Genomic DNA, 22405 nt, shown 5'->3' on the forward strand with positions numbered 1-22405 from the left:
TAATCTTGCAAAGGTGTTTCAATCATTGTATTTTAGCATAAGAGAATTTAACAAGCGACTAAAACTAAATTGCACGCCTTATGCTGTGAATGGTAATTTTAGCATAAGAGAATTTAACAAGCGACTAAAACCAAATGGTTTTTTGGTAAAAAAGGCTAGCAATTTTAGCATAAGAGAATTTAACAAGCGACTAAAACTTGGGTAGAATTATCGCGTTTGAATGCAAGATTTTAGCATAAGAGAATTTAACAAGCGACTAAAACGGCTAGGTATTCTGTAAAAAAGTCGTAAGTATTTTAGCATAAGAGAATTTAACAAGCGACTAAAACCTAAGGGATTTTGATTTATTTGCACGCCCGATTTTAGCATAAGAGAATTTAACAAGCGACTAAAACAAGAGAGGTAAATAGCAATGGCAGATTTTTATTTTAGCATAAGAGAATTTAACAAGCGACTAAAACCGCACTGAATGCTTTGCACGAATGCAACCAATTTTAGCATAAGAGAATTTAACAAGCGACTAAAACAAAAAGTTAGCCAAAGCACGCGGGAGTATTATTTTAGCATAAGAGAATTTAACAAGCGACTAAAACTCTTAGTTGATATGTCCTAGCTAAAATTCTATTTTAGCATAAGAGAATTTAACAAGCGACTAAAACTAATAAACGCTTAAAACATTGTTTGTAGTAATTTTAGCATAAGAGAATTTAACAAGCGACTAAAACTTATATTATCATTCTAAGTAAATAAGCTAAATTTTAGCATAAGAGAATTTAACAAGCGACTAAAACTCGTAGTTTTTGCAAACATACACACCTTGTATTTTAGCATAAGAGAATTTAACAAGCGACTAAAACAACTGATGAAATCATAGCAAACTTTTTTTAATTTTAGCATAAGAGAATTTAACAAGCGACTAAAACAGGGTAGAATCCGCGCTAAAAATTGCTTTTATTTTAGCATAAGAGAATTTAACAAGCGACTAAAACGAACGGCGAGCAAATGAAATACAAGAAATTATTTTAGCATAAGAGAATTTAACAAGCGACTAAAACGAAATAGAAACATTTATAGCAAAGGGATTTATTTTAGCATAAGAGAATTTAACAAGCGACTAAAACTAACTTGTGAAAATTGTCATTACGCGGTTAATTTTAGCATAAGAGAATTTAACAAGCGACTAAAACGCGCTTTTGTTTGTATAACTTCTCTAAGTTATTTTAGCATAAGAGAATTTAACAAGCGACTAAAACAAAGTTTTAACGGCTTCGCAAGCTAGATTTATTTTAGCATAAGAGAATTTAACAAGCGACTAAAACCTCATACCATAATCAGCAGGCTCGGCGTTTATTTTAGCATAAGAGAATTTAACAAGCGACTAAAACACCCTTATATTGATAAGGAGAAAAAACTTGATTTTAGCATAAGAGAATTTAACAAGCGACTAAAACGCCTAGCGCATCTTTTGTGTTTGCTATAAAATTTTAGCATAAGAGAATTTAACAAGCGACTAAAACGATAAATCTAAAACTTCGTTAGGCAAATTTATTTTAGCATAAGAGAATTTAACAAGCGACTAAAACACGGCTTGTATTACTTGTTACTTTTTCCATATTTTAGCATAAGAGAATTTAACAAGCGACTAAAACCTCACTGCAATTACTTACTTAACCTTGTTTATTTTAGCATAAGAGAATTTAACAAGCGACTAAAACCCACTAATTGAGCGATATTTGCGCTTATTGATTTTAGCATAAGAGAATTTAACAAGCGACTAAAACCGCACTTGTTGGATAAAAGCCAAGTTCATTATTTTAGCATAAGAGAATTTAACAAGCGACTAAAACTAAGGAATAAATGGGGCAAAATCTTTGCTAATTTTAGCATAAGAGAATTTAACAAGCGACTAAAACACATGCTATCTTTGCCGAAAGATTGGCAATATTTTAGCATAAGAGAATTTAACAAGCGACTAAAACGGCTCTGCAATTCCTATGGCTTACATAGGAATTTTAGCATAAGAGAATTTAACAAGCGACTAAAACATGACATCGACCAATACATAGTGAGCTTGCATTTTAGCATAAGAGAATTTAACAAGCGACTAAAACCGAGCTATCGCATTTAAGATGGATGCTCCGATTTTAGCATAAGAGAATTTAACAAGCGACTAAAACCCGCCCTAAAGGCGTGTATTCTCAAGGCATATTTTAGCATAAGAGAATTTAACAAGCGACTAAAACACAATGAAATTTTTAACGACAGAATCAATAATTTTAGCATAAGAGAATTTAACAAGCGACTAAAACAATGGAAATACAAATCGAGATGACAAGCAAATTTTAGCATAAGAGAATTTAACAAGCGACTAAAACAAACCTTATACTACTATGTCTGGCTCTTTATTTTAGCATAAGAGAATTTAACAAGCGACTAAAACACACTAGCCAATATGCTATGGACATTACGAATTTTAGCATAAGAGAATTTAACAAGCGACTAAAACGCGGTTTTTACATATTTTTTCATCAATGCAATTTTAGCATAAGAGAATTTAACAAGCGACTAAAACTGTGTTTTGGGGCAGGGATTCTAGCCCCATATTTTAGCATAAGAGAATTTAACAAGCGACTAAAACGAAAATCAAGAAATTAGAGATTAAATTATACAGGCGCGAAAATTTTCCATATTCAAAAAATCAAAATTCTGTCGTGTTTTAAGGTTTGTTGTTTTTGTCATAGGGCTAAGCTGTAAGTCATAAAGAGATATTTTTGGTTTCTTGAAAAACCTCAATATGACAAAACCCACCCCCTTAGTCCCCCTCCGCAAAAAAGGTGGAATCTCTGTTGTCATTGAGAGAGTTTGTGCGATATTTAGTCAAACAAGGATTTTTGTCATTGCGAGCGGATTTGACAAAATCCGCGTGGCAATCCACAACCAAAAAAACAAAAAAAAGGCGTTATTTTAAAATCTTAGAATTATGGATTGCCACGCGCAACAAGTTGCGCTCGCAATGACGACAAATATCCACCCCTTTGCGGAGTCGCGACTCTCTTGTCCCCCCTCCCGCAGCACGAGGGGGATTAAGGGGTGGGTTTTGTCATATCTAGGCGTAGGCTATTTTTATGTATTGTCATATTTAAGGGGGTGAAGTATCCAAAAATAGATTGCCACGCGCAACAAGTTGCGCTCGCAATGACGGGTTTTTTTATCATAAAAATAGATTGCTACGATTTTTATTCGTTTGCCAAAATTTAGACTTTTGAGAAAGTCGCATTTGCTAGCCATATTTGTTCGCAATGACAAATATGGGCTATTTTTGGATACTTCGGCTATGCGTAAGATGGCAAGCGGTATTTAAAACACCGCTTGACACCGTTTGGATATGTGGATTTGTGAGATTTTGTAGCGATTATTTTGTATCCAAAGTCTTTTTGATAAGATCTTCACCAACCAAGTCATAAAACTTAGGATAAATGCCTGTCATAAGCTCTTGCCATTGCTTTTTTTGCGCATCATTAAGTGTGTAGATTTTTAGTTTGGTTGGATATTTGGCTTCGTAGTCTTTTAGATTTTGGAGTAGGACTGCTTCATCGCGCTCGCTCTCTTCGCGCTCAAAAAGTGTCGCTTCTCTCATCGCTTGATTTACCACTTCTTTTAGCTCATCTGGTAGTTCTTGCCAAAATTTTTCACTTGCGATGACAAGGTAGCCCAAATAGCCGTGATTGCTTAGCGTTACGCTTTTTTGGACTTCGTAGAAGCGGGAATTATACAGATTTGAGAGGGGGTTTTCTGCTGCATCTACCACGCCTGTTTGTAGCGCGCTATACACTTCGCCGAAGTTGATATTTTGGGGGTTTGCGCCCATCGCTTTGACTTGCTCTTCTAGGACTTTTGAGCTCATTATGCGCATCTTTTGTCCTTTGGCGTCATCAGGGACAATGATAGGCTTTTTGTTGGTGCTAAATTGCTTAAACCCAGAATCCCAATAATCAAGTGCGATAAAGCCTTTTTTGGCGATGGCTTGCTTTAGGATTGCCCCTACTTCGCCATCCATCACCGCGTGCAAATGGGCATTATCACGGAATATAAAAGGCACATCCCAGAGGTTAAATTCTTTGGCAATAGGCGTAAATTTGGAAAACGCGGGAGCTGCTAGCTGAATATTATTTCGCTTTAGCTCTTGAAACACTTTGTCATCATCGACAAGCTGTGCGCTAGGAAAAACCTCGACTTTTAGCCTGCCACCGCTTAGCTCGCCCGCCCTCTTGGCAAACAAATCTGCTGCCTTGCCTTTTGGCGTGCCACTACTTACGACATGGGCAAATTTCACGGTGAAAACTTTGTTTGGGTCGTTTTTGGAGCGCTCTTTGTCCCCGCAAGCACTAAAAATAGACGCGATAAACGCACCACCTAAGACACTAGCTAGCAATGCTTTTTTGCTCACATTAAAAGCGCGAAATCGTTTTCCCGCGCTAAAAAAGTGGGATTTTTTTGTTTTGTTGTCCTTGTTCATTTTTTCTCCTTTTGGACTTGTTAGATTTTTGCTTTAGCGGATTGCAAAAAGCACTAGATTCTACCTAAAATCTCTTAATTGCTAGAGATTTTTGGTTTTTTCTTACATATTTTATTAAGGATAAAAATTTATGGAAGTGTTTGACAAAAGGCTTTTCTAAAGAAAGCCTTTTGTGTTGGGGATTTGTAGGCAATGCAAATGGATTATTGTTTATCGTTTGTGTTGGCTAAGATTTTCTCTGCAAACGCGCTATATGCGGCGGCTAATACTTCTGCGTATTCGTTGTCAAATTCTGTCAAAATCCACTCCATTTTTTCTTTATACACGGATTTTTGAGCGTCTTTGGTTTTTAGCTCGGTTTTGGCATTTTGCAGTCTTGTCAAAAATGGACTAGAGATTTTATTTAGATTTGCTTCAAATGTGTTGATTTCGCTTGCAAGCCCACTAGATTTTGCGCTATCTACGGTGTTTTGGCGTATTTCTTGCATATTTTTGTCGTGCCATTTGCTTATCTCACTCATATTTTCATTTTTTTCTTTAAATTTATTATAAAAATGCTCATAGCCACTGCTTGTGAGATATTCGGTTTTTGACTTGTTTTTTTGCTCCGCTTTTAGTATCACTTTTAAAATCGTATCTAGCGATTCGATTCGTGATTTAAACGCGTGCTGTATCTCGTGGATTTGTTTTTGGAGATGATGGGATTGCTCATTTTCTGTGGGGGTGGGTTTAGCGATTAGCATCACTTGCCATAGCGACACACATACAAACGCACCGATAAATACCCCAAATAAAGACTTTTTCATTTTGACTCCTTTTGTTTGATTTTGTCTTTGATAGATTTTGCAAAAGCCTGCCAAAAACCTAAACTATGTAATGAAGCAAATATATTGCCAAAAGCCATTTACAAAACTTTGAAAATGTAGTTTGTGCTAATCGCATTTGAGGTCGCGACAAATCGTGGATAAGGCTAGATTCTAGCATTTTTTCGTCAAACATATACAAATATTTAAGCAAAATCAAAAACGCAAAAATGCGTAAATGTGAAAAAACGCAATAAATGCAACAAACTAGAATCTATAAACACTCATTATCAAACACAATGGGGAGGGAAAATAACATTTGAAAAGGCAAAATTTAAGGGGTAAATTAAAATGAAAAAATATAAAATATGGAGAAAAAATGAAAGATAAAAACGCTACAAATGGATTTTGTTTGTCAAACAAAATCCAAATACAGCGATTCTAAGGCATTAAAAACAAATCAAGTCGCAAAACCGCTAATAAAAAACGATTTATAGCCTAGATTCATATCGCCGTAGCATATATAGTCGTTTTAGCATTTTTTTCTTAGCGTTGATTTTTTGCTTTTTGCGCTTTTCTGTCTTGCTTTCAAAAAACCTGCGCGCTCTGCATTCTGTAACGACTAGATTTCTATCGGTTTGCTTTTTAAATTTGCGATAGGCTTCATCGAAACTCTCGCCTTCTTTGACTTTGATACCGGGCATTTGCCTCACCACCTTTCCGTTTTTGATTTTGGATTTTGTCTGCTTTGTATGCTTGCTTTAAAAATCCAAAAAACTTAAATAAGCCCGAGATTTTAGCAAAAAACGCATAAATTTCAACTAAATTTTACGCAATCTTAGATACAATTTGCCCTTGCTTATTTTTGGTTTTTGCGCAAAATCGCAAAAATTTGTCCCACCAAGTGCTACAAAAACACCACAGAATGATTTTTTATAAGTGCTCGTAGCTCAGCTGAATAGAGCAACAGGTTGCGGTCCTGTAGGTCGGGGGTTTGAATCCCTCCGAGCACACCATTTTCACGCTTTTATCTAACCTGCTAATACCTTGAAAATTTGACACAAATATCTTAAAAAACTTAAAAAATATCGATTCTGCAAAATCCCATAAACACCAAAATCTAAACCCAAAAATACCCCACAAAAAGGCATAAAATGCAAGAGAAAAAATCCGTAGGAATCGTAGGCTTAGGGCTTATCGGTGGCTCTATGGGGCTAGCTTTGCGCGAGCTAAATGATAGCAAAAATGCCCCCATAACTTTTAGCCGTATTTTTGGCTATGATACCAGCCCTTTGCATTCCCAGCAGGCATTATCTCTTGGGCTTGTTGATGAGTGTGTGGAGTTTGAGGCGATAGAGCATTGCGATGTGGTGTTTTTAGCCACGCCACTTGATGCGATTATAGAGACTTTGCAAAAGTTTAAGCATATCAAAAAAGATTGCACGATTATTGATTTGGGCGGGGCAAAGCAAAAAATCATCGCTTCGATTCCGCCCCAAATCCGCAAAAACTTTGTCGCCGCACATCCTATGAGCGGGACGGAAAATTTTGGTCCAAATGCCGCTATCAAAGGGCTTTTTTATAACAAAATCGTAATCATAGCCGATGAAGAGCATAGTGGTAAACCTCAACTAGCCCTCGCTAAACAAATCTTTATTTCTATTGGTATGAGGATTATCAAAATGAGCGCAAAAGCCCACGACAAGCACACTGCCTACATATCTCATCTCCCTCATATCATTTCTTTTGCGCTTGCAAACACCGTCCTAGCACAAGAAGAACCACAAAATATTTTAGCCCTAATCGGCGGGGGATTTAAAGATATGAGCAGAATCGCAAAAAGCTCGCCTATAATGTGGCGCGATGTGTTTGCCCAAAACAAAGAAAATCTACTAGAATCGATTGAATCTTTTGGCAAAGAAATGCTATATGCCAAAAAGCTAGTCAAAGAAGAGAAATGGGAAGAGCTAGTAGAGTGGATGGGCAGGGCAAATTCTTTGCATAATTTTATGTGAATTTAGATTTTGTTATTTTTGTTACTTTTGCCACTTTTTCCACAATGGCAAAAAATTTTTACGACATTTAGATGGCGTAGGCTATGAATTTGTTTGCAAAAATCAAAAGCCTTTTAGTCGCGTGTATTTTTGCATTATAAAGTTTTTATGATTATTTTAGCTCTTTATCATAATCTACATTTGCCTTTGTGCCTAGCATTCGCGCACGATTCGCACTAAAATCATCGCTAAAAATACTTCGGCTAGATTTGTAGCCATCGATTTGAAATCCCGCAATGTCAATTAACGCGTGAATCAAATCGTCTATCATAATAGGTGAATGGTTAGAAATGACTCGCTAGATTCTGCATTTTGAGTGGGGCAATTTGTTCTGGGGTATTCATTTGCGTTGTTTTGATACGAAACTTCGCGCGAATGGTCGTTTTGTCCTATTTTCGCTCGTTCCGCATCAAAACAACGCAAAGCAACACCACCATTACTTCGATTGTTTGATTGTGAATCGCGCGCTGTGTGAGATTTTGCGCTGTTTTCCGTCGTTGCGAGATTTTGCGTAGCAAAATCGTGGCAATCTATGTTAGATTCTGCGTTTTTTGAGTGATTTGCAGAATCTAGCACAAAATCTGTTTTTTGTCCCCCCTCCCTTGCGTGGGACGATTCTGTATTTTACCCCTCCCTTTGCGGAGGGGGCTAGGGGGTGGGTAGATTTATTATTTGAAAATTTTACGCTACTAATATTTTGCGCTTTTAACCCACCCCCTTTGTCCCCCTCGTGCTAAGGGAGGGGGAGAGTGTGAAATTGCCTTTCGCAAAGGAGGGGGAATGATTTTTGTCATTCTTAACAAACGAGAGTTGAGCGAATAATCTCTATTTTGGGATTTTTCGCTACGCTCAATATGGCGTGTTTTGCGTGGGTTGTTTGGCTATATTTGCAAAATCTTGCAATGACAAACTTAGATACAAATCGTAAGCCAAAATCACTTTTTATGTCGTAGCGATACTTTGATACTTTTAGCACCTATTTCAAAATTTGATAAAAATTCCAAAATCATTTGTTTTTAAGTAAATTTTAAGTTGGGGGGGGGGTAAAATGCAATATTCAAAATACGCAAAATGCGTCATTTAATATGGAGTTAACAATGATGGGTTGTTTGTATTTGTTGGTTTTATGGACTTTGGTGTTTAAAAACAATCTCGACGCTAAGAAAAAAGTTTCTATTTTACCTAAGATGAGAGGAGTAAAGGGTGCGTAAAATTTTTATGGTGGCTTTTTTGCTAGGTTTTGGAGTTTCTACACCTAAAGCTAATCCCATAGATTTATTGCCCGTTGTGATGGATGGCTTAGAAGTTTGCTATGGTGAGGAGGTTATGAAGAGTGTTTTATACCACCTAAGATTCAATGGATATATAGGGAACGAAGAGTGGGAGCAGTTGGTGCGTATTTGCGCAGAAAGGATAAAAAGTTTTGGTTCTACAATAGAGCAACGAAAGCAGGCGATAGAGGTCTATTTAGAATCTCATAAAACCCTACTGACACTAGGTATTACATTAACAGCGGATGTCCCAGAATGATTGAGTTGAGAGAGTATCAAATACCACTCTTTGAGAGGTGGCTTAGAATTTTTTGGGCTCGAATGGGTTGGAAATCAAAAACGAATCTACAAATGCCCCAAATGCCAACAAGAATGGGAAGAGATTGAGTCATACAAAAATGAAATTGGATATGTTTAAGGATACAAAAATGCAAATAAATAAACCAAGCAAAATCGAAATGGATAGAATCTCTGCTTTATGGGCTAAAGAAGCTAAATTTAAAAACTACGAATACGAAGAAAAGGCTTTAGGGTGGCTTTTTAAGATTTACCCTGCAAATACAGAATTAAACGCAATTATCATTAAAATAACCTGCCTTGATAGCTTTTATGGCACAAACTTAACCAAAAGCTACAAAATCCACGAAGTCGCACAAGAAATTTTAAAACTAGATTTTGATAGCAGAGTGCAAAAAGGCGATATAAGCCTTGTAGATGATTTAGCGACATTTGGCATAGACAAAGGCAGAGCTAAAATCCTATCTTTTGCTAGCAAGTATTGCGTATGGCATAATTACGGAGTTTATGGAAAAGATAGTTTTGTAATCCTAGATAGCATCGTAAAATCTAAGCTAAAAGATTTTAATAAAATCTATGGATTTAGTGAAAAATTTGGTGATAAAGATTTGGAAAACTATGCAAAATACAAAGAGATTTTAGAGCGTTTTAGAGAATTTTTTGGGCTTAAATGTGGTTTAAGAGAGATTGATTGGTATTTGTGGAGGCTTGGCAAGCTAGAGCAAAAATAGCAAAAAAGGCTTTAGTGTTTTGTTTGGCATTGTTTTGATATGTTTGCAAACACGATTTGCCCTAATTTTTACAAAAAAGTAGGGCAATCTAGCTGCCACACATAGCTATCAAACCTTAGATAAATAAAACTCTAAACCAACATAATTAGCCACATTTAGGATATTTAGTGTCCTAAAATATATCTATTTTTAAAAGCACATAAAAACATAGCGACAATATATGTTTTGTGCATTTTATTGCGCTATTGGTTCGGCGTATTTTTTGAAAATATCTTGGGTGATTTTATAGCTACAAAATTTTGGTCCGCACATTGAGCAAAATTCTGCCTTTTTAAACACTTCTTGAGGCAAGGCTTCATCGTGGTATGCCCTAGCTCTCTCCGAGTCTAATGCTAGCTCAAACTGCCTCTCCCAATCAAATCCATACCGCGCATCGCTCATCGCATCATCACGCACCCTTGAAGCGATTCTCCCTCGCGCTATGTCTGCGGCGTGGGCTGCGATTTTGTAGGCTAAAATCCCCTCACGCACATCATTTGCATTTGGCAGTCCTAGATGCTCTTTTGGCGTTACATAGCATAGCATTGCCACGCCTTTCCACGCCGCTACACACGCGCCAATCGCGCTTGCGATATGGTCATACCCTGCGGCAATATCTGTAACAAGCGGTCCTAGCACATAAAAAGGTGCTTCATTGCATAGCTTTTTTTGGATTTTGACATTGCGCTCGATTTGGTTTAGCGGGATATGTCCCGGTCCCTCTATCATCACTTGGACATCTTTGACATTTGCCCTGCGTGCTAGCTCGCCTAGCACTTCTAGCTCGGCAAATTGCGCTTCATCGCTAGCATCAGCTAGACAGCCCGGACGCAGAGAATCCCCTAGCGATAAACTCACATCATATTTTTGGCAAATCTCTAAAATCTCATCAAATGCTTCATAAAACGGATTTTCTTTATGATAATGCATCATATAGCTTGCCATTAGGCTTCCACCGCGCGAGACGATGCCCATCTTTCGTTTTGCGACAAATGGCAAATGTCGCAGTAAAAATCCGCAATGAATCGTAAAATAGCTAACGCCCTGCTGTGCCTGCTTTTCTAGCGTGGCTAGCATAGAATCGATATTTAGCTTTAAGACATCATTTTGCACATCGTGGAGGATTTGATACATAGGCACTGTGCCAATAGGCACAGATGAAGCCTTGATAATTGCCCTACGGATAGAGTCCAAATCCCCGCCCGTGCTTAAATCCATAACGGTATCTGCGCCGTATTGGATAGAGACTTTTAGCTTTTGGACTTCCTCGTCTATGGAGTTTATGATTTGGCTTGAGCCTATGTTGGAGTTGATTTTGGTGCGCAATGCCACGCCTATGCCCATAGGGTTTAGGTTTGTGTGGTTTATGTTGGCTGGAATTATTAGCCGTCCTTTTGCGACTTCTTTGCGGAGGATTTCAGGGGAGATATGCTCGATATTTGCTATGTAGCGCATTTCTTCGGTGATGATTCCTTGCTTTGCGTAGTGGAGTTGGGTTTTTATGTTGTGATTTTCTCGTTTTTGTATCCATTGTGTTCGCATTGTCATTCCTTTGTGTTGGTAAATTTGTGTTGGCAAAATAGCCCAAAATTGTAGCACAAATTTTGACTTTGTTTTAGGCTAAAAAGGCTTAAAAAGAGATTCCTTTTAGTTGTAGATTCCACAAATATTCTATGATTTTTTTAAGCGTGCTAGCAAGATAGCCTTTTATCCCAAAATTCCCAAGAGAGCCTAGCGCGTAACGCTCCCCAAAAGAGCAAATACTCCCCTTTGGGCTAAATCGAAATGGCAGGATTTTTTTGCCATAGGGGGTTTTGTTTTTGGATAGTTTTTTTTGTGTTTTTTTCTTTAGCAAGATTTTGAAGCTTTGGGCTAGGTATTTGCCTTGCTCGCGTGCTAGCTGTGCTGTGGGAGGGAAAAATCTATCATTTGGATTGTTTCTAAAACTAGCGCAATCCCCTAGCACAAATACATTTTCTAGCACGGACACTTGTGGCAGGGGAGAATCTAGATTACTTGTGGATTTTGTTGTGCTTTCGGGCTGTGTTTGCGCTGTTTGTGGCATTTGTGCTACTTGCGTGGTTTGTGCCATTTGTGCCGTTTGAGCTAATTTGGGGCGCAAATATTCATCGATTTCTACCCTGCTCCTAGCTTTTATCACTTCGCTAAAAAGCGGGGAGTTATCTATGACAGGGTTTCCTTTGACGCCCGCAGTCCAAATGATAATATCTGCTTTTATCTCGCGTATTTGCTCATCTTTGCTGATTAGGACGGCGTCTTGTTTGCATTCTAGTATTTTGGAGCTAGTTAGGACTTCTACGCCTAGAGATTGCAGTTTTTTTAGCCCTGCTTTTTGCAAATCCTCCCCAAACATACCCAAAATACTAGGCATAGCCTCGATACAATAAATGCTAATATGATTAAAATCTATGCAAAAATCAAGGCATTTTTGTCGCACCTCTTCTGCTAGAGAAGCGACAAACTCTATCCCGCTAAACCCCCCTCCGCACACTACAAAGCTAAGATTTGTCTTGCCTTTTTTATCTCGGCAATCCTCTAGCTTTTGGTTGATATTTTCATAGATTTGCTTGGCGGATTTGTATGAAGTGATAGCTTTGGCATACTCACGCACACCTTTTATGCCAAAATCATCACTATCAAACCCCAGCCCCACGACAAGATAGTCATATTCATAGCTTGCTTTTTGCCCTTGAGCGATTTTGGGCTGTATGCTTGTGATTTCATCTTGGATAATGCTGATTTTGCTAGGCAGGGTAGAATCCAAATTAAAAAGCACGGATTTATCGTGTTTGCCAGAGGCTACATCGTGCAAGCAGATACTTTTGTAATGATAAGGCTCTTTGCTAACCAAAATCCACTCCGCTTTTTGTAGCAACTCACAATCTAGCTTTGTAAGCAAACTCATATTTGCATAGCCTGCGCCAAGTAGTAGGATTTTTTTCATTGTTTGTCCTTTTTGTTTTGTTTTAGATTTTGCTTAGATTTTTTTGGTTAATGTTTTTTGTTGGTGGTTTTTTGGGCTTTTTATCAAATCTTGTGTTTTTTTTGTCTTGTTTTATCCCCCTCCGTTTTCCCCTCTTTTTGTTGGCTAGTCGCTATTTGTGGGATTTTGCCTCTTTTTGCCACTTTGATTTTTCACTTCTTTTTTTGTCATTACTTTAAGAAGCGCGAAAATCTAGCACCATTCGCCCATCGATTTTGCCCTCTTTCATACGCGAGAAAATATCGTTTATATCTTCTAGCTTAGCAGGGGCTACATGGGCGTGCACTTTTTGCTCTTCGGCAAATCGTATCGCCTCTTGCAAATCTAGCCTTGTCCCCACGATTGAGCCACGGACGGTTACGCCATTTAGAATCATATTAAAAATATTTACGGGGAATTCTCCCGGTGGCAAGCCATTCATAGACACCGTGCCACCTCTGCGCACCACGCCTAATGCCTGTTTAAAAGCGACAGGATGCACAGCGGTTACTAGCACGCCGTGAGTGCCACCATTTGTCTCTTCGATGATTTTTTTTATCGTGCCTTGTTCGCCTAGCGTTTTAGCATTTGCCACGACTTGCGCGCCGTATTTTTTTGCTAGTTCTAGCTTTTCATCGCTTACATCGATAGCTGCGACATTTAGCCCCATAGCCTTGGCGTATTGCACCGCTAGATGCCCTAGCCCGCCTATGCCTGATATTGCCACCCATTGTCCGGGTCTAGCCTCTGTAACCTTTAGCCCTTTATACACCGTAACGCCCGCACAAAGAATAGGCGCGATATTTAGAAAATTTACATCTTTTTGCAAGATTCCTACATAGTTTGCGTCTGCTATGGCGTATTCGGCAAATCCACCATTTACCGAATATCCGCCATTATCTTGCTTTTCGCATAGCGTCTCCCAGCCAGCCATACAATGCTCGCAATGCCCACACGCGCTATAAAGCCACGGGATTCCCACTGCATCGCCCTCTTTTATGTGCGTTACGCCTTTGCCTACTTTGACTACAAAGCCCACGCCCTCGTGTCCGGGGATAAACCCGCCGCTATTTAATGCTTTTAGGTTTGGTTTGATAGGCCAGTCGCCATCGACTGCGTGCAAATCTGTATGGCACACGCCACAAGCCTCGATTTTTACTAGCACTTCGCCATCGCGTGGCTCGGGGATAGGCACTTCTTGTATCACAAGCGGTTTGCCAAACTCTTTTACCACTGCTGCTTTCATTGTTTTTGACATTTTTGACTCCTTAAATGTGTTTAAATGGATTGCCTTTAAGCGTTTTTGCGTTTTTAGTAGTTTTGCTAAATTTTACGCATTTTAAAACGCTTTAAAAGGATTTTGTTTATCGCTATTTTTAGCTTTATTTGATATGGATTTTGCTTTTTTTAAATCTATGGAATCTAAAAAATATCAAATCCATAAAATCTTTTATGCAAAAAGCCTATGCAAAATCTACATATCAAATTTTATGCCAAAGCCCTATGCTAAGACTTATGCAAAAAACATTTTTTTAAAAAATAGCGACACCGCTAGCCTACTGCCCGATGCAATATTTGCTTCCCATATTTGCGTATTTTGAAAGCTATTGCGGAGGGATATAAATCAAATTTATGCGACATTTTGCTACATTGATTGTGATGAATTTTGTAGCATAATCATAAATTTACTAAAAACCCTCTAAACGCGTTTTTACTCCAAAAAATTAAATATTTTTGTAGTTTTGATAAAAAATTGTGATGAAAATTTTGCGTTTGTGTAGTTTTGTAATAATTTTGGGTTTATTTATCATTATATTCCCAAAATCAAGTGATAATTGATAAATATCTGTCAAAAAAATTTATGCAAAAAATGTGGATTTTGTAGATTTTAAAATATTGCTTTTTTGAAAAAATTTGTTTTGTAAGATTTTGGCATTATGTGAAATGACTAGACATTGCTAGAATCTTAGATTCCACTTTTTGCTATAAATTTTTTGCTACAAATGCACCTCCACAAATCTACCACCATAAACCCCCCTCCATTTTTGCAAATTTTGCAAAATCATTTTGGCATTTTTAGCGTTTAAGTTATGATTTTGGTAGCACACACTAGCATACCACCACAGGTTTGATTAGCCCTGCTGGTTTATTTCTCATAAGCTCCAATGCCTCTTCTATTTTGCCAAATCCCTCTAATTTATGCGTGATTAAGGGCTTGACATTTAGCTTTTTGGTGGAGAGTAGAGAGGCTAGTTTTTCCATTCTGTATCTTCCCCCGGGTGTTAGCCCGCCTTTTATGTCTTTGTGTCCCATTCCCACATCCCAAGCCACGCGAGGGATTGTGATATTTTCCCCCGTGCCTAGATAATTGACATTTGATACCACGCCACCATTTTTCACACAGCAGCAGCACTCGCCTATCGTGCTTGTAGTCCCGCCTGCGATTACGACTTTATCGACACCTTTGCCCTTTGTGATTTCGTTGATTTGGTCAAAAAACGCGCCTTTGGTAAAATCGATATAATGTGTCGCGCCGTAGTATTTTTTTGCAATATCTGCGCGAAATTCTATGCAATCAACCGCGTAGATTTCGCTAGCTCCCATTAGATTTGCCCCTGCGCACGCCATAAGTCCCACTGGTCCTAGCCCGATGACTGCGACAGATTCGCCCGGCTTTATATCTGCGTTTTCTGCGCAGTGTATCCCTGTGGTTACCATATCACAGAGCATTACAGCGTCTGCGACATCGACATTTTCGGGGAGGTGGGCTAGATTTGCATCGGCTTCATTTATGTGAAATTTTTCTGCAAACACGCCGTCTTTGAAATTTGAAAATTTCCACCCCGCAAGCGCGCCTCCGCTATGCTGGGCAAAACCTCTTTGGGCATTTATCGAGCCCCAATCAGGCGTGATAGCAGGGGCTATGACTTTATCGCCGATTTTAAAATCTTTGACTAGCTCGCCTACTTCGATGACTTCGCCCACCGCTTCGTGTCCCAAAAACATATTGTGTCGCTCACCGATACCGCCCTCATACACCGTGTGAATATCAGAAGTGCAAGGCGCAATCGCTAGCGGACGACATATCGCATCTAGCGGTCCACAAGGCGTGATAGAATCTTTTTCTATCCAGCCAACTTGTCCTATTTTTATCATCGCAAAACCTTTGATAGCCATTTGTTGCTCCTTATTTTTAGATTTTCGTATCGTATCAGTGTCTTGCTATGCTTAAACTTTGCCCCATTTGTCGTAATGTAAGGGTAAATTTTGCTAGGCATTGATTTTTGCATCTGCCAAACACCATTTTAACGATACTTAAAAAAAGGTTATATATTTTTTTACCTAATATGATTTGAAAAATGTCAAAAATTTGTCAAAAAAATATGGCAATGGGTAGATTTGATACATTTTTGTTTTTTAAGATTGTGTAGTTGATTGGTATTTTGTGGTGTAAAATGTATAACTTTATAGCTTTAGTGAATATTTTGTAAGTATTATGTATAATTTCAATACAATGCACCTGCATACCAAAAGGGGAGCTAAATGTCTATCAAAGAAATAGCAAAATCTCTATGGCACGATATTGATAATATTTGGATTATGGACGATCCAAATTATTCCGCATCAGACATAAAAAATTCCAAGATATTATCGTGGCTAATAACAACAATGGCAATACTGAATACACTATCACTTTTGAAGGTAAGTATGTCCAAATTCAAAAATTTGATATAAAAACACTATGTAAATACAACATAAATTTTGTTGGTTGCGCTTTTGAGAACAAAGTTACAATTAATCCGAATGATTCTAGCACGCTATTTGAATATAATAAAAGCCTTGTGTTTCGTAATTGTGCTTTTAAACAAGACATTGATTGTAGATATGTAAAAACTAATGGTAATATTGCATTTATTAGCACATTATTCAATGGAAAAACAAGTTTTGAAAATACGATTTTTTGTGGCAATGAGTATAAACCATTTAAGGAAGTTACATTTTTTGGCGAAGTAGATTTTTCAAGTGCAACTTTTGAGATTGGGCTAGATATAAAACAATCAACTATAAATTTTAATAATGAAGTAAGATTTCACAAAACGAAATTCACAAAAACCTTAAATATAGATGGCGAATTTAAAAGTCGTGTAGATTTTAGTGAAGCAATCTTTGAACAAGCAGTCTGCTTTAACAAAAACGATTTTACATCGGAAGCAAATTTTGATATAGCCAAATTTTTATTTGATAGAGCTAAATTTTTAAACTATGCAAAGTTTAGTGGAAAATTTAACAAAAACGCAAAAGTTAGTTTTAAGAAAACAGAGTTTAATGAAGTAGATTTTGATAAGATACATTTTGATGATAAAGTAGATTTTAGTGATTCAAAATTTAATGGCAAAACTAGCTTCAATGGAAGCATTTTTGCAAAAACGCCAAATTTTAATAACTCAAAAGCAAGTGATAAGATAAATCTTTCTAACACAACATTCAAAGATGCAAATTTTGATAATGTAAAGCTTCCAAATGTGGATTTTTCTAATGCCACATTTGAAGTGGAAACAAAATTTAAAAATACAGAATTTGGCGAAGCTAAATTTGAAAAAGCTGTTTTTAAGAAAGAAGTTGATTTTTCTCAAGTAAAATTTAGTGCAATATCTTATTTTGCACAATCGAAATTTGAATCACAGGTTCGTTTTAATGAGTGCCACTTTTTATGTGAAACAAAATTTGATAATATAGCATTTTCTAGTGATACATATTTTAATAATGCGCATTTTGAAAAATATGCAGATTTCCACGAAAGCACTTTTTTTGAAAGTGCCTCATTTTATAATTCTACCTTTGATGAAACTCCAAATTTTTCAACTTGCACTTTCAAAAATATCAAAGGGACAAATTTTATAAATATTAGCGTTGATAACATTGATTTGGAATCTATTGAAAGATTTACAAATCGATATGAAAAAGATGATTCTTACATAAATGAAATACAAGATAATAACTACAAAGAGCAGATAACACTAAAGCATAAAATAAGATATGCTAAAAATGCTAGGGATTCGTTTAGGACAATCAAAGATGTTTTGATAACAAATAATAATCTTTTAGATGCGCAAAATTGGCATACACTTGAGCTTTATGCAAAAGAACTTGAATTGGAACATAAAAAGTCAAAATCTTTTAGCAAAGATTGGTGCGATAAGATTCAGCTCTGTTTTTATCGGCATACTTCAGAGCACCACACGGATTTGCTAAAGATTATCTCGTGGTTTGTCATTTTGGTAGGCGGTTTCGCCGCAACTTTGTTTATATCAAAATATTTGTGCGCTCTATTGTATGTATTCATTTCCTTTGTTGTTATTCCTGCTTTGGCTATTATTGCTTACAAAAAGAATTTTTTTGGATTTTTTACACTACTAAATCTTGTGCCTTGTGCGTGGCTATTAACTTGTAATCCAAAATATATCTTTGGTGTGGCAAATCTCTTTGGCAATGATAAAAGTCAAAATGATTTTATTGGATTTCGTAATCTTGTTTTATGTAATACTAAATGCGATATTGATTTGATTTTCAATTTGATTCTGTCGCTTTATAGCATTTTCTTTATCCTTTTGGTTTTTTCTCTCCAAAAAACCGCGCGTAAAAACTCCATAATGCCTAGTTAAAATTGCTATGCCTAGTTGCTAATAAGATTTTGCAAAATCTTATTAGCAACGCTTAAAAAACATATTATCATTTAGCGATTAGATTAGCACTTAGATTTTGTAGCGAAGTCTAAGCAATCTTGTTATTTTTACAAACAAATCCAAAAAAGACATTTGAAGCATTTAACAATTTTAAAATAGATTGTCATAACTTTGCTAATGCAAAATCGAATAATTGTGGCACGAAAAAAGCGCGTATTTAGCCTCACTCATCGCACAGCACTTTGGGCAATCCCCCCACAGCCTCATACACATTTGCCAATCCAGCATCCACCCTTGCAAATATATCTTTTATAGGCTCTTTATTTTTATCTAGCTTTACTATCTCGTTGTAATAACTCACTTTGCCACCGATGATTAGCTTGCATATTCGCTCTTTGTAGTGGTAGCCTTTGGCGTCTTTTCTTTTTGATAGCACGAGATTATCATATTTTATATCTATGGCTCTTATGAGCGATTCTAGCGCGCTCTCCATTTTTGTTAGGGCTTGGTGGTCTATGCCAAAAATATTGTGATAACAAAAATAAGGGCAAAACCACCGCTCAATAGTATCTTGTTGCATTATTTTTTCTATGCGTTTTTTTAGCTCATTTACCTCTAAATTTATACGCTCCATAAATCGCTTTTTATAGCAAATGAGAATCTACAAACTCATAAAACTCATCAATAGCCCTAAAAATCCTATCTACATATTCTTGTGTATGTTTGGATTTTGCCTGTGGTTTTTCTAGCACTTTATGCCATTTTTTGACTAGCCTGCCTTCATCATTTGGCACTTGCAATATCTCATATTGCTCCTGTGGCACTTTTTGTGGCATTGTTTTTTTCCCAAAAATGCTTTATTTCACTCTCAATCTTTTCTAGTTTGTCATTTAGATTTTTAGGTATTTCAAAAGCCTTTATGAGCGATTCTAGCGCATTATCGACTTCTTTTCTAGCGTTTTGTATCCCCTTGTCAAACTCATTAGTTTTCCTCTCGCTTGGTTTTGTATTTTTGAGATTTTCTATGCAGGATTTTAGATATTCTATGCGCTCTATGGCTTTGGTGTGGTTTGTGGATTTTATCGCCTGTGCGGATTTGGTGTTTGGACTAATTTGCGTGCTTTTTGCGTTTGTTGTGTTGTTTTTCATTGTTTCTCTTTTTGTGTTTTTTTGTGGGTTGATTTTTGCGTGCTTTTAGCTTTTTGGATTTATCGGCGTTAGCTGAAAATGTGGCGCAATATCCTTGTTACCGACTTTTAGGCTTATGCTAGGGGAGTTGCTTTTGGGCAATAGATTTTTGTTGTATTTAATATGTTTGTTTGCAGAATCTAGCAATATCTCGCCCTGCGTATCAAAGTCGATTTTGCGTCCGCAAAAGTGCATTTCATAGCCTAAAATAGCGCATTTCCACGGATAAGCAATCTTTCCTTTAGAAGTCACAAAATGCTCTGCTAAACGATTTTGTGTAGCAAAGATTAGTTCGCTATCGCTTAAAAAATAATCCTTTTTATCCCTGCAAATAGGCAAAAATAACATATTTTGTGTCGCCGCTAAGATAAATATTGGCTATCCGCCTCGCTTAAAATTAGGCTCAATTTAACTTAAGACTCCTTTATGTGCACTTAAGTTAAATTGAGACTACTCTTTTACCCACATATATATGAGCCAAATAATTTAACATAATGCAAAATCTTACTTTTTTCATTATGAAAGCTTGTTTCTACTCATCGTAAATGATTTTTTTTACAATTTTTTTGCCTTTGGCTTTGTTGCAATCACTGCAAAGCACTTGTAAATTATCCTCTGTCGTTTTTCCGCCTTTGGCTATTGGTATAATATGATCTATCTCTAGTGATAAATGTGGATATTCATTTTGAGATTTTCCACATATTTGGCAAGTATAATCATCTCTTTCTTTTATATATTCTCTTAATTCGCTATTTAATAAATTTCTTTGATATTTTTTAGTTTCATTTGTTTCTATGTAGTCATCTATATAATCGAGCAAATTAAAGAATATGTTGTCTAATAATATGGTATGGTCATGATATTTCTTTCCCGTTGCGCTCTCATAATAGAAATAAAAATTTGTTAATATACTTCCTTTTATACCTAACTCAATAAATAACTCTTTTTCTAATCTGTCTCTTTCTGGCTCGAATGATTCAAATTTTTCTAACAAATCACTAAAATTAGCCCTAATATATATCAAACATTTTTGTAAGTTCCAAATGCAACATAACAAAGATAATGTTTCTTCATTTTTATCAATATCAAATTCATCGCAAATCATCTTACATTGAAATTTTTCTTTTTTTACTTTTTTTAGGTCATTTATATCAAATAATTCTGCTTCGTTGTCAATGTTTAATCCTAATTGCCCTAAAAAATTAACATAAAGATTCATTAGCCCGTTATAACAATCTTTATAAGCATAATTCCATATTGAAATTAGTTCTTTTTTTTTGGACACATCACATATCTGCTTGTCCTTCTCAATTACCCACATAATAAACTTAATAAAATAGTAAGCTAAAACTACAAAGACTATGATTATCACATATGGCATTTGATATTCCTCCCACTTACATAAAATAAAATGCTGGTTATATCTTATTTTTTTTAAAAGGCTTAAAATCTTTACTGCATTTCATTATTTGTTATCATTTTAGATGCTATATTTTCTATCGTTTCAATTATTTGTTTGCTGTGCTCTGGCTCTACACACAACCAGAAATAATCATAACATTCCTCATTTACCATATTATTTACAATTTCTATTGCTTTTTCTGCTGGAATAACACCATCTTTATTAGTAGCATCTCGTATCTTTTCTTTTGTTTTAGTTCGTATATGTAACTCTTGCGTCATATTAGATAGCACTTCTATTACTTTTTCTCTTTCTTGTTCTTTTATGCTTTTTTCCACTATATCGCCTTTTCTGTATAGTTTGGTATTTTGTTCTAAAGTCATTTGATTTTGTCCTGTGATTATTGCTAAAAATTTCATATTATCTTTTGCAAAGTAAAAGCGTTTTTTGAATGTTTTGCAGTATCAAATATTTGTAAAAAAACGATTTTCCCCTAACCCTGCATCGACCTACATTCCCACACTTGCAAAGTGCAGTATCATCAGCGAAGAGGAGCTTAACTGCTAGGTTCGGAATGGAGCTAGGTGTGTCCTCCTCTCTATTGACACAAGGAAAAGGGAAATAAAGGCAAACTTCGCGCTTATCACTCTAAAGTTTATCGCATTCTAAAGTCTTAAATCTACCTGTGTAAAACGAGGCTAAAAACCACAAAAATCTAAAAATATTTTATCTATTCATTGCAAAATTAGGTAAGAAATTACCTCGCCTTATGCAATAGATTTTGCAAGTGCAATCTTGCAAGCTAGAATCTAAAAAATAGATTTTGTGTTTTGCTAGATTTACAAACTAAAATCTAAAAATCTAAGGCTACATTTCACACAAAAATTTCCGCTTTATTTCACGCTTTTTTGCAAGCTAGACTTGTGGATTTTATGCCATAAAAATCTAAAAAAGATTTTATGCTTTTACTTATCTTTTTATTGATATTTAGGTTGCAGAACTTACAGATTTTGTAAAATCTAAAAACAATTCACGCAAACAAACATTTCACACTCGCACAAAAACTTCACGCCAAGCTAAGCTATGGATTTTACAGCCTTGTAGATTTGCAAGCTAGAATCTAACTAGAATCTATTTTGCCCTTATTTCCATTTTCCTAATGGGGATAACAACATTAAGATAATTTACTACACTAACTGCGCTCAACAAAATAGCGCAGTATAAATTATCACTCATTGTCATAGCCTAGCTTTGCATAACAATGCAAATACAAAAATGTTAAGTAAATCACAGAATCTATATAGAATCTAAAAACTAAACTTTTTGTCTAAAAACCACATTCACCCACTTTATTTAAGCATATTGATACACTCAATAAGGCAGTAGTAGAATACTTAAGACTTAATAAAGAAATAAGCCAAACGGTCTATAAGACTT

The 22405-nt window shown here is 36.2% G+C and carries 23 protein-coding genes, 1 tRNA gene, 1 rRNA gene and 1 CRISPR repeat array; of the genes, 8 read left to right on the top strand and 17 right to left on the bottom strand.

Annotation, left to right across the window (positions count from 1 at the left end):
- The first annotated feature begins 29 nt into the window (after positions 1-29).
- Positions 30-2638: direct repeats of the CRISPR family, unit length 36 nt; unit sequence ATTTTAGCATAAGAGAATTTAACAAGCGACTAAAAC.
- Positions 2639-2779: 141 nt separating this feature from the next.
- Positions 2780-2968, top strand: a complete 189-nt coding sequence (locus tag ACWIUO_RS12100) for a hypothetical protein (RefSeq protein ID WP_454178147.1) — start codon at positions 2780-2782, stop codon at positions 2966-2968.
- A gap of 45 nt (positions 2969-3013) precedes the next feature.
- The gene (locus tag ACWIUO_RS12105) at positions 3014-3151 is read left to right on the top strand and encodes a hypothetical protein (protein ID WP_454178148.1); all 138 of its coding nucleotides are present in this window, start codon (positions 3014-3016) and stop codon (positions 3149-3151) included.
- 261 nt (positions 3152-3412) lie between these two features.
- Here ACWIUO_RS12105 and ACWIUO_RS12110 read toward each other — a convergent pair whose 3' ends face one another.
- The 3 genes from ACWIUO_RS12110 to rpsU all read right to left on the bottom strand — a co-directional run bounded on the left by ACWIUO_RS12110 (position 3413) and on the right by rpsU (position 6023).
- Entirely contained in the window at positions 3413-4447 is a 1035-nt protein-coding gene (locus ACWIUO_RS12110) for a DctP family TRAP transporter solute-binding subunit (RefSeq protein ID WP_454178168.1), read from the bottom strand.
- A 272-nt stretch (positions 4448-4719) separates the two neighbouring features.
- Complete coding sequence (locus ACWIUO_RS12115; protein WP_454178149.1) at positions 4720-5322, bottom strand: hypothetical protein; 603 nt, start codon at positions 5320-5322, stop codon at positions 4720-4722.
- Between the two features lie 488 nt (positions 5323-5810).
- The gene (gene rpsU / locus ACWIUO_RS12120) at positions 5811-6023 is read right to left on the bottom strand and encodes a 30S ribosomal protein S21 (RefSeq protein ID WP_023929699.1); all 213 of its coding nucleotides are present in this window, start codon (positions 6021-6023) and stop codon (positions 5811-5813) included.
- Between the two features lie 235 nt (positions 6024-6258).
- Here rpsU and ACWIUO_RS12125 point away from each other — a divergent pair.
- Together ACWIUO_RS12125 and ACWIUO_RS12130 are read left to right on the top strand one after the other, a co-directional pair.
- A tRNA-Arg gene (locus tag ACWIUO_RS12125) sits at positions 6259-6335 on the top strand.
- 138 nt (positions 6336-6473) lie between these two features.
- Positions 6474-7334: a prephenate dehydrogenase gene (locus tag ACWIUO_RS12130; protein WP_454178150.1), complete on the top strand. Its 861-nt coding sequence runs from the start codon at positions 6474-6476 to the stop codon at positions 7332-7334.
- A 151-nt stretch (positions 7335-7485) separates the two neighbouring features.
- On the opposite strand, the gene ACWIUO_RS12135 is transcribed toward ACWIUO_RS12130, so the two are convergent.
- Both ACWIUO_RS12135 and ACWIUO_RS12140 read right to left on the bottom strand, forming a co-directional pair.
- The gene (locus tag ACWIUO_RS12135; RefSeq protein ID WP_454178151.1) at positions 7486-7644 is read right to left on the bottom strand and encodes a hypothetical protein; all 159 of its coding nucleotides are present in this window, start codon (positions 7642-7644) and stop codon (positions 7486-7488) included.
- On the bottom strand, positions 7641-7949 hold the full coding sequence (locus ACWIUO_RS12140) for a hypothetical protein (RefSeq protein ID WP_454178152.1): 309 nt from the start codon (positions 7947-7949) through the stop codon (positions 7641-7643). The genes ACWIUO_RS12135 and ACWIUO_RS12140 overlap by 4 nt, the downstream gene beginning before the upstream one ends.
- Between ACWIUO_RS12140 and ACWIUO_RS12145 the strand changes: the two genes are divergently transcribed.
- From ACWIUO_RS12145 to ACWIUO_RS12155, 3 genes are all read left to right on the top strand, one after another.
- Positions 7934-8110, top strand: coding sequence for a hypothetical protein (locus ACWIUO_RS12145; RefSeq protein ID WP_454178153.1), 177 nt, complete (start codon positions 7934-7936; stop codon positions 8108-8110). The two genes, ACWIUO_RS12140 and ACWIUO_RS12145, sit on opposite strands and share 16 nt — an antisense overlap.
- Positions 8111-8576: 466 nt before the next feature.
- Positions 8577-8903, top strand: coding sequence for a hypothetical protein (locus tag ACWIUO_RS12150; protein ID WP_454178154.1), 327 nt, complete (start codon positions 8577-8579; stop codon positions 8901-8903).
- A gap of 169 nt (positions 8904-9072) precedes the next feature.
- On the top strand, positions 9073-9672 hold the full coding sequence (locus ACWIUO_RS12155) for a hypothetical protein (RefSeq protein WP_454178155.1): 600 nt from the start codon (positions 9073-9075) through the stop codon (positions 9670-9672).
- A gap of 234 nt (positions 9673-9906) precedes the next feature.
- Here the strand turns inward: ACWIUO_RS12155 and thiC are convergent, their stop codons facing one another.
- The 5 genes from thiC to ACWIUO_RS12180 all read right to left on the bottom strand — a co-directional run bounded on the left by thiC (position 9907) and on the right by ACWIUO_RS12180 (position 15984).
- On the bottom strand, positions 9907-11253 hold the full coding sequence (gene thiC, locus ACWIUO_RS12160) for a phosphomethylpyrimidine synthase ThiC (RefSeq protein ID WP_454178156.1): 1347 nt from the start codon (positions 11251-11253) through the stop codon (positions 9907-9909).
- Between the two features lie 88 nt (positions 11254-11341).
- A complete protein-coding gene (locus tag ACWIUO_RS12165) occupies positions 11342-12676 on the bottom strand; it encodes an NAD(P)/FAD-dependent oxidoreductase (RefSeq protein ID WP_454178157.1) in 1335 nt (444 codons plus the stop codon).
- Between the two features lie 214 nt (positions 12677-12890).
- A complete protein-coding gene (adhP, locus tag ACWIUO_RS12170; RefSeq protein ID WP_454178158.1) occupies positions 12891-13952 on the bottom strand; it encodes an alcohol dehydrogenase AdhP in 1062 nt (353 codons plus the stop codon).
- Between the two features lie 851 nt (positions 13953-14803).
- Positions 14804-15871, bottom strand: a complete 1068-nt coding sequence (locus ACWIUO_RS12175) for an NAD(P)-dependent alcohol dehydrogenase (RefSeq protein ID WP_454178159.1) — start codon at positions 15869-15871, stop codon at positions 14804-14806.
- The gene (locus ACWIUO_RS12180) at positions 15847-15984 is read right to left on the bottom strand and encodes a hypothetical protein (protein ID WP_454178160.1); all 138 of its coding nucleotides are present in this window, start codon (positions 15982-15984) and stop codon (positions 15847-15849) included. Before ACWIUO_RS12180 ends, ACWIUO_RS12175 begins: the two co-directional genes overlap by 25 nt.
- 363 nt (positions 15985-16347) lie before the next feature.
- Between ACWIUO_RS12180 and ACWIUO_RS12185 the strand changes: the two genes are divergently transcribed.
- The gene (locus ACWIUO_RS12185) at positions 16348-18357 is read left to right on the top strand and encodes a pentapeptide repeat-containing protein (protein WP_454178161.1); all 2010 of its coding nucleotides are present in this window, start codon (positions 16348-16350) and stop codon (positions 18355-18357) included.
- Between the two features lie 244 nt (positions 18358-18601).
- Here the strand turns inward: ACWIUO_RS12185 and ACWIUO_RS12190 are convergent, their stop codons facing one another.
- The 7 genes from ACWIUO_RS12190 to rrf all read right to left on the bottom strand — a co-directional run bounded on the left by ACWIUO_RS12190 (position 18602) and on the right by rrf (position 21580).
- Positions 18602-19012 (bottom strand): hypothetical protein, encoded by a 411-nt coding sequence (locus tag ACWIUO_RS12190; RefSeq protein ID WP_454178162.1) that lies wholly within the window; start codon positions 19010-19012, stop codon positions 18602-18604.
- A 10-nt stretch (positions 19013-19022) separates the two neighbouring features.
- Positions 19023-19214, bottom strand: a complete 192-nt coding sequence (locus ACWIUO_RS12195) for a hypothetical protein (protein ID WP_454178163.1) — start codon at positions 19212-19214, stop codon at positions 19023-19025.
- Positions 19183-19527, bottom strand: coding sequence for a hypothetical protein (locus ACWIUO_RS12200; protein ID WP_454178164.1), 345 nt, complete (start codon positions 19525-19527; stop codon positions 19183-19185). The genes ACWIUO_RS12195 and ACWIUO_RS12200 overlap by 32 nt, the downstream gene beginning before the upstream one ends.
- 45 nt (positions 19528-19572) lie before the next feature.
- On the bottom strand, positions 19573-19914 hold the full coding sequence (locus tag ACWIUO_RS12205) for a hypothetical protein (protein WP_454178165.1): 342 nt from the start codon (positions 19912-19914) through the stop codon (positions 19573-19575).
- 184 nt (positions 19915-20098) lie between these two features.
- Positions 20099-20947 carry an HNH endonuclease gene (locus tag ACWIUO_RS12210; protein WP_454178166.1) on the bottom strand — a complete coding sequence of 283 codons (849 nt, stop codon included), beginning with the start codon at positions 20945-20947 and terminating at the stop codon, positions 20099-20101.
- 71 nt (positions 20948-21018) lie between these two features.
- Positions 21019-21387, bottom strand: coding sequence for a hypothetical protein (locus tag ACWIUO_RS12215; protein WP_454178167.1), 369 nt, complete (start codon positions 21385-21387; stop codon positions 21019-21021).
- Positions 21388-21464: 77 nt separating this feature from the next.
- Positions 21465-21580: ribosomal RNA gene (gene rrf, locus ACWIUO_RS12220) — 5S ribosomal RNA — on the bottom strand.
- Between the last annotated feature and the right edge of the window lie 825 nt (positions 21581-22405).

It is taken from the genome of Helicobacter sp. T3_23-1056 (assembly GCF_053654535.1).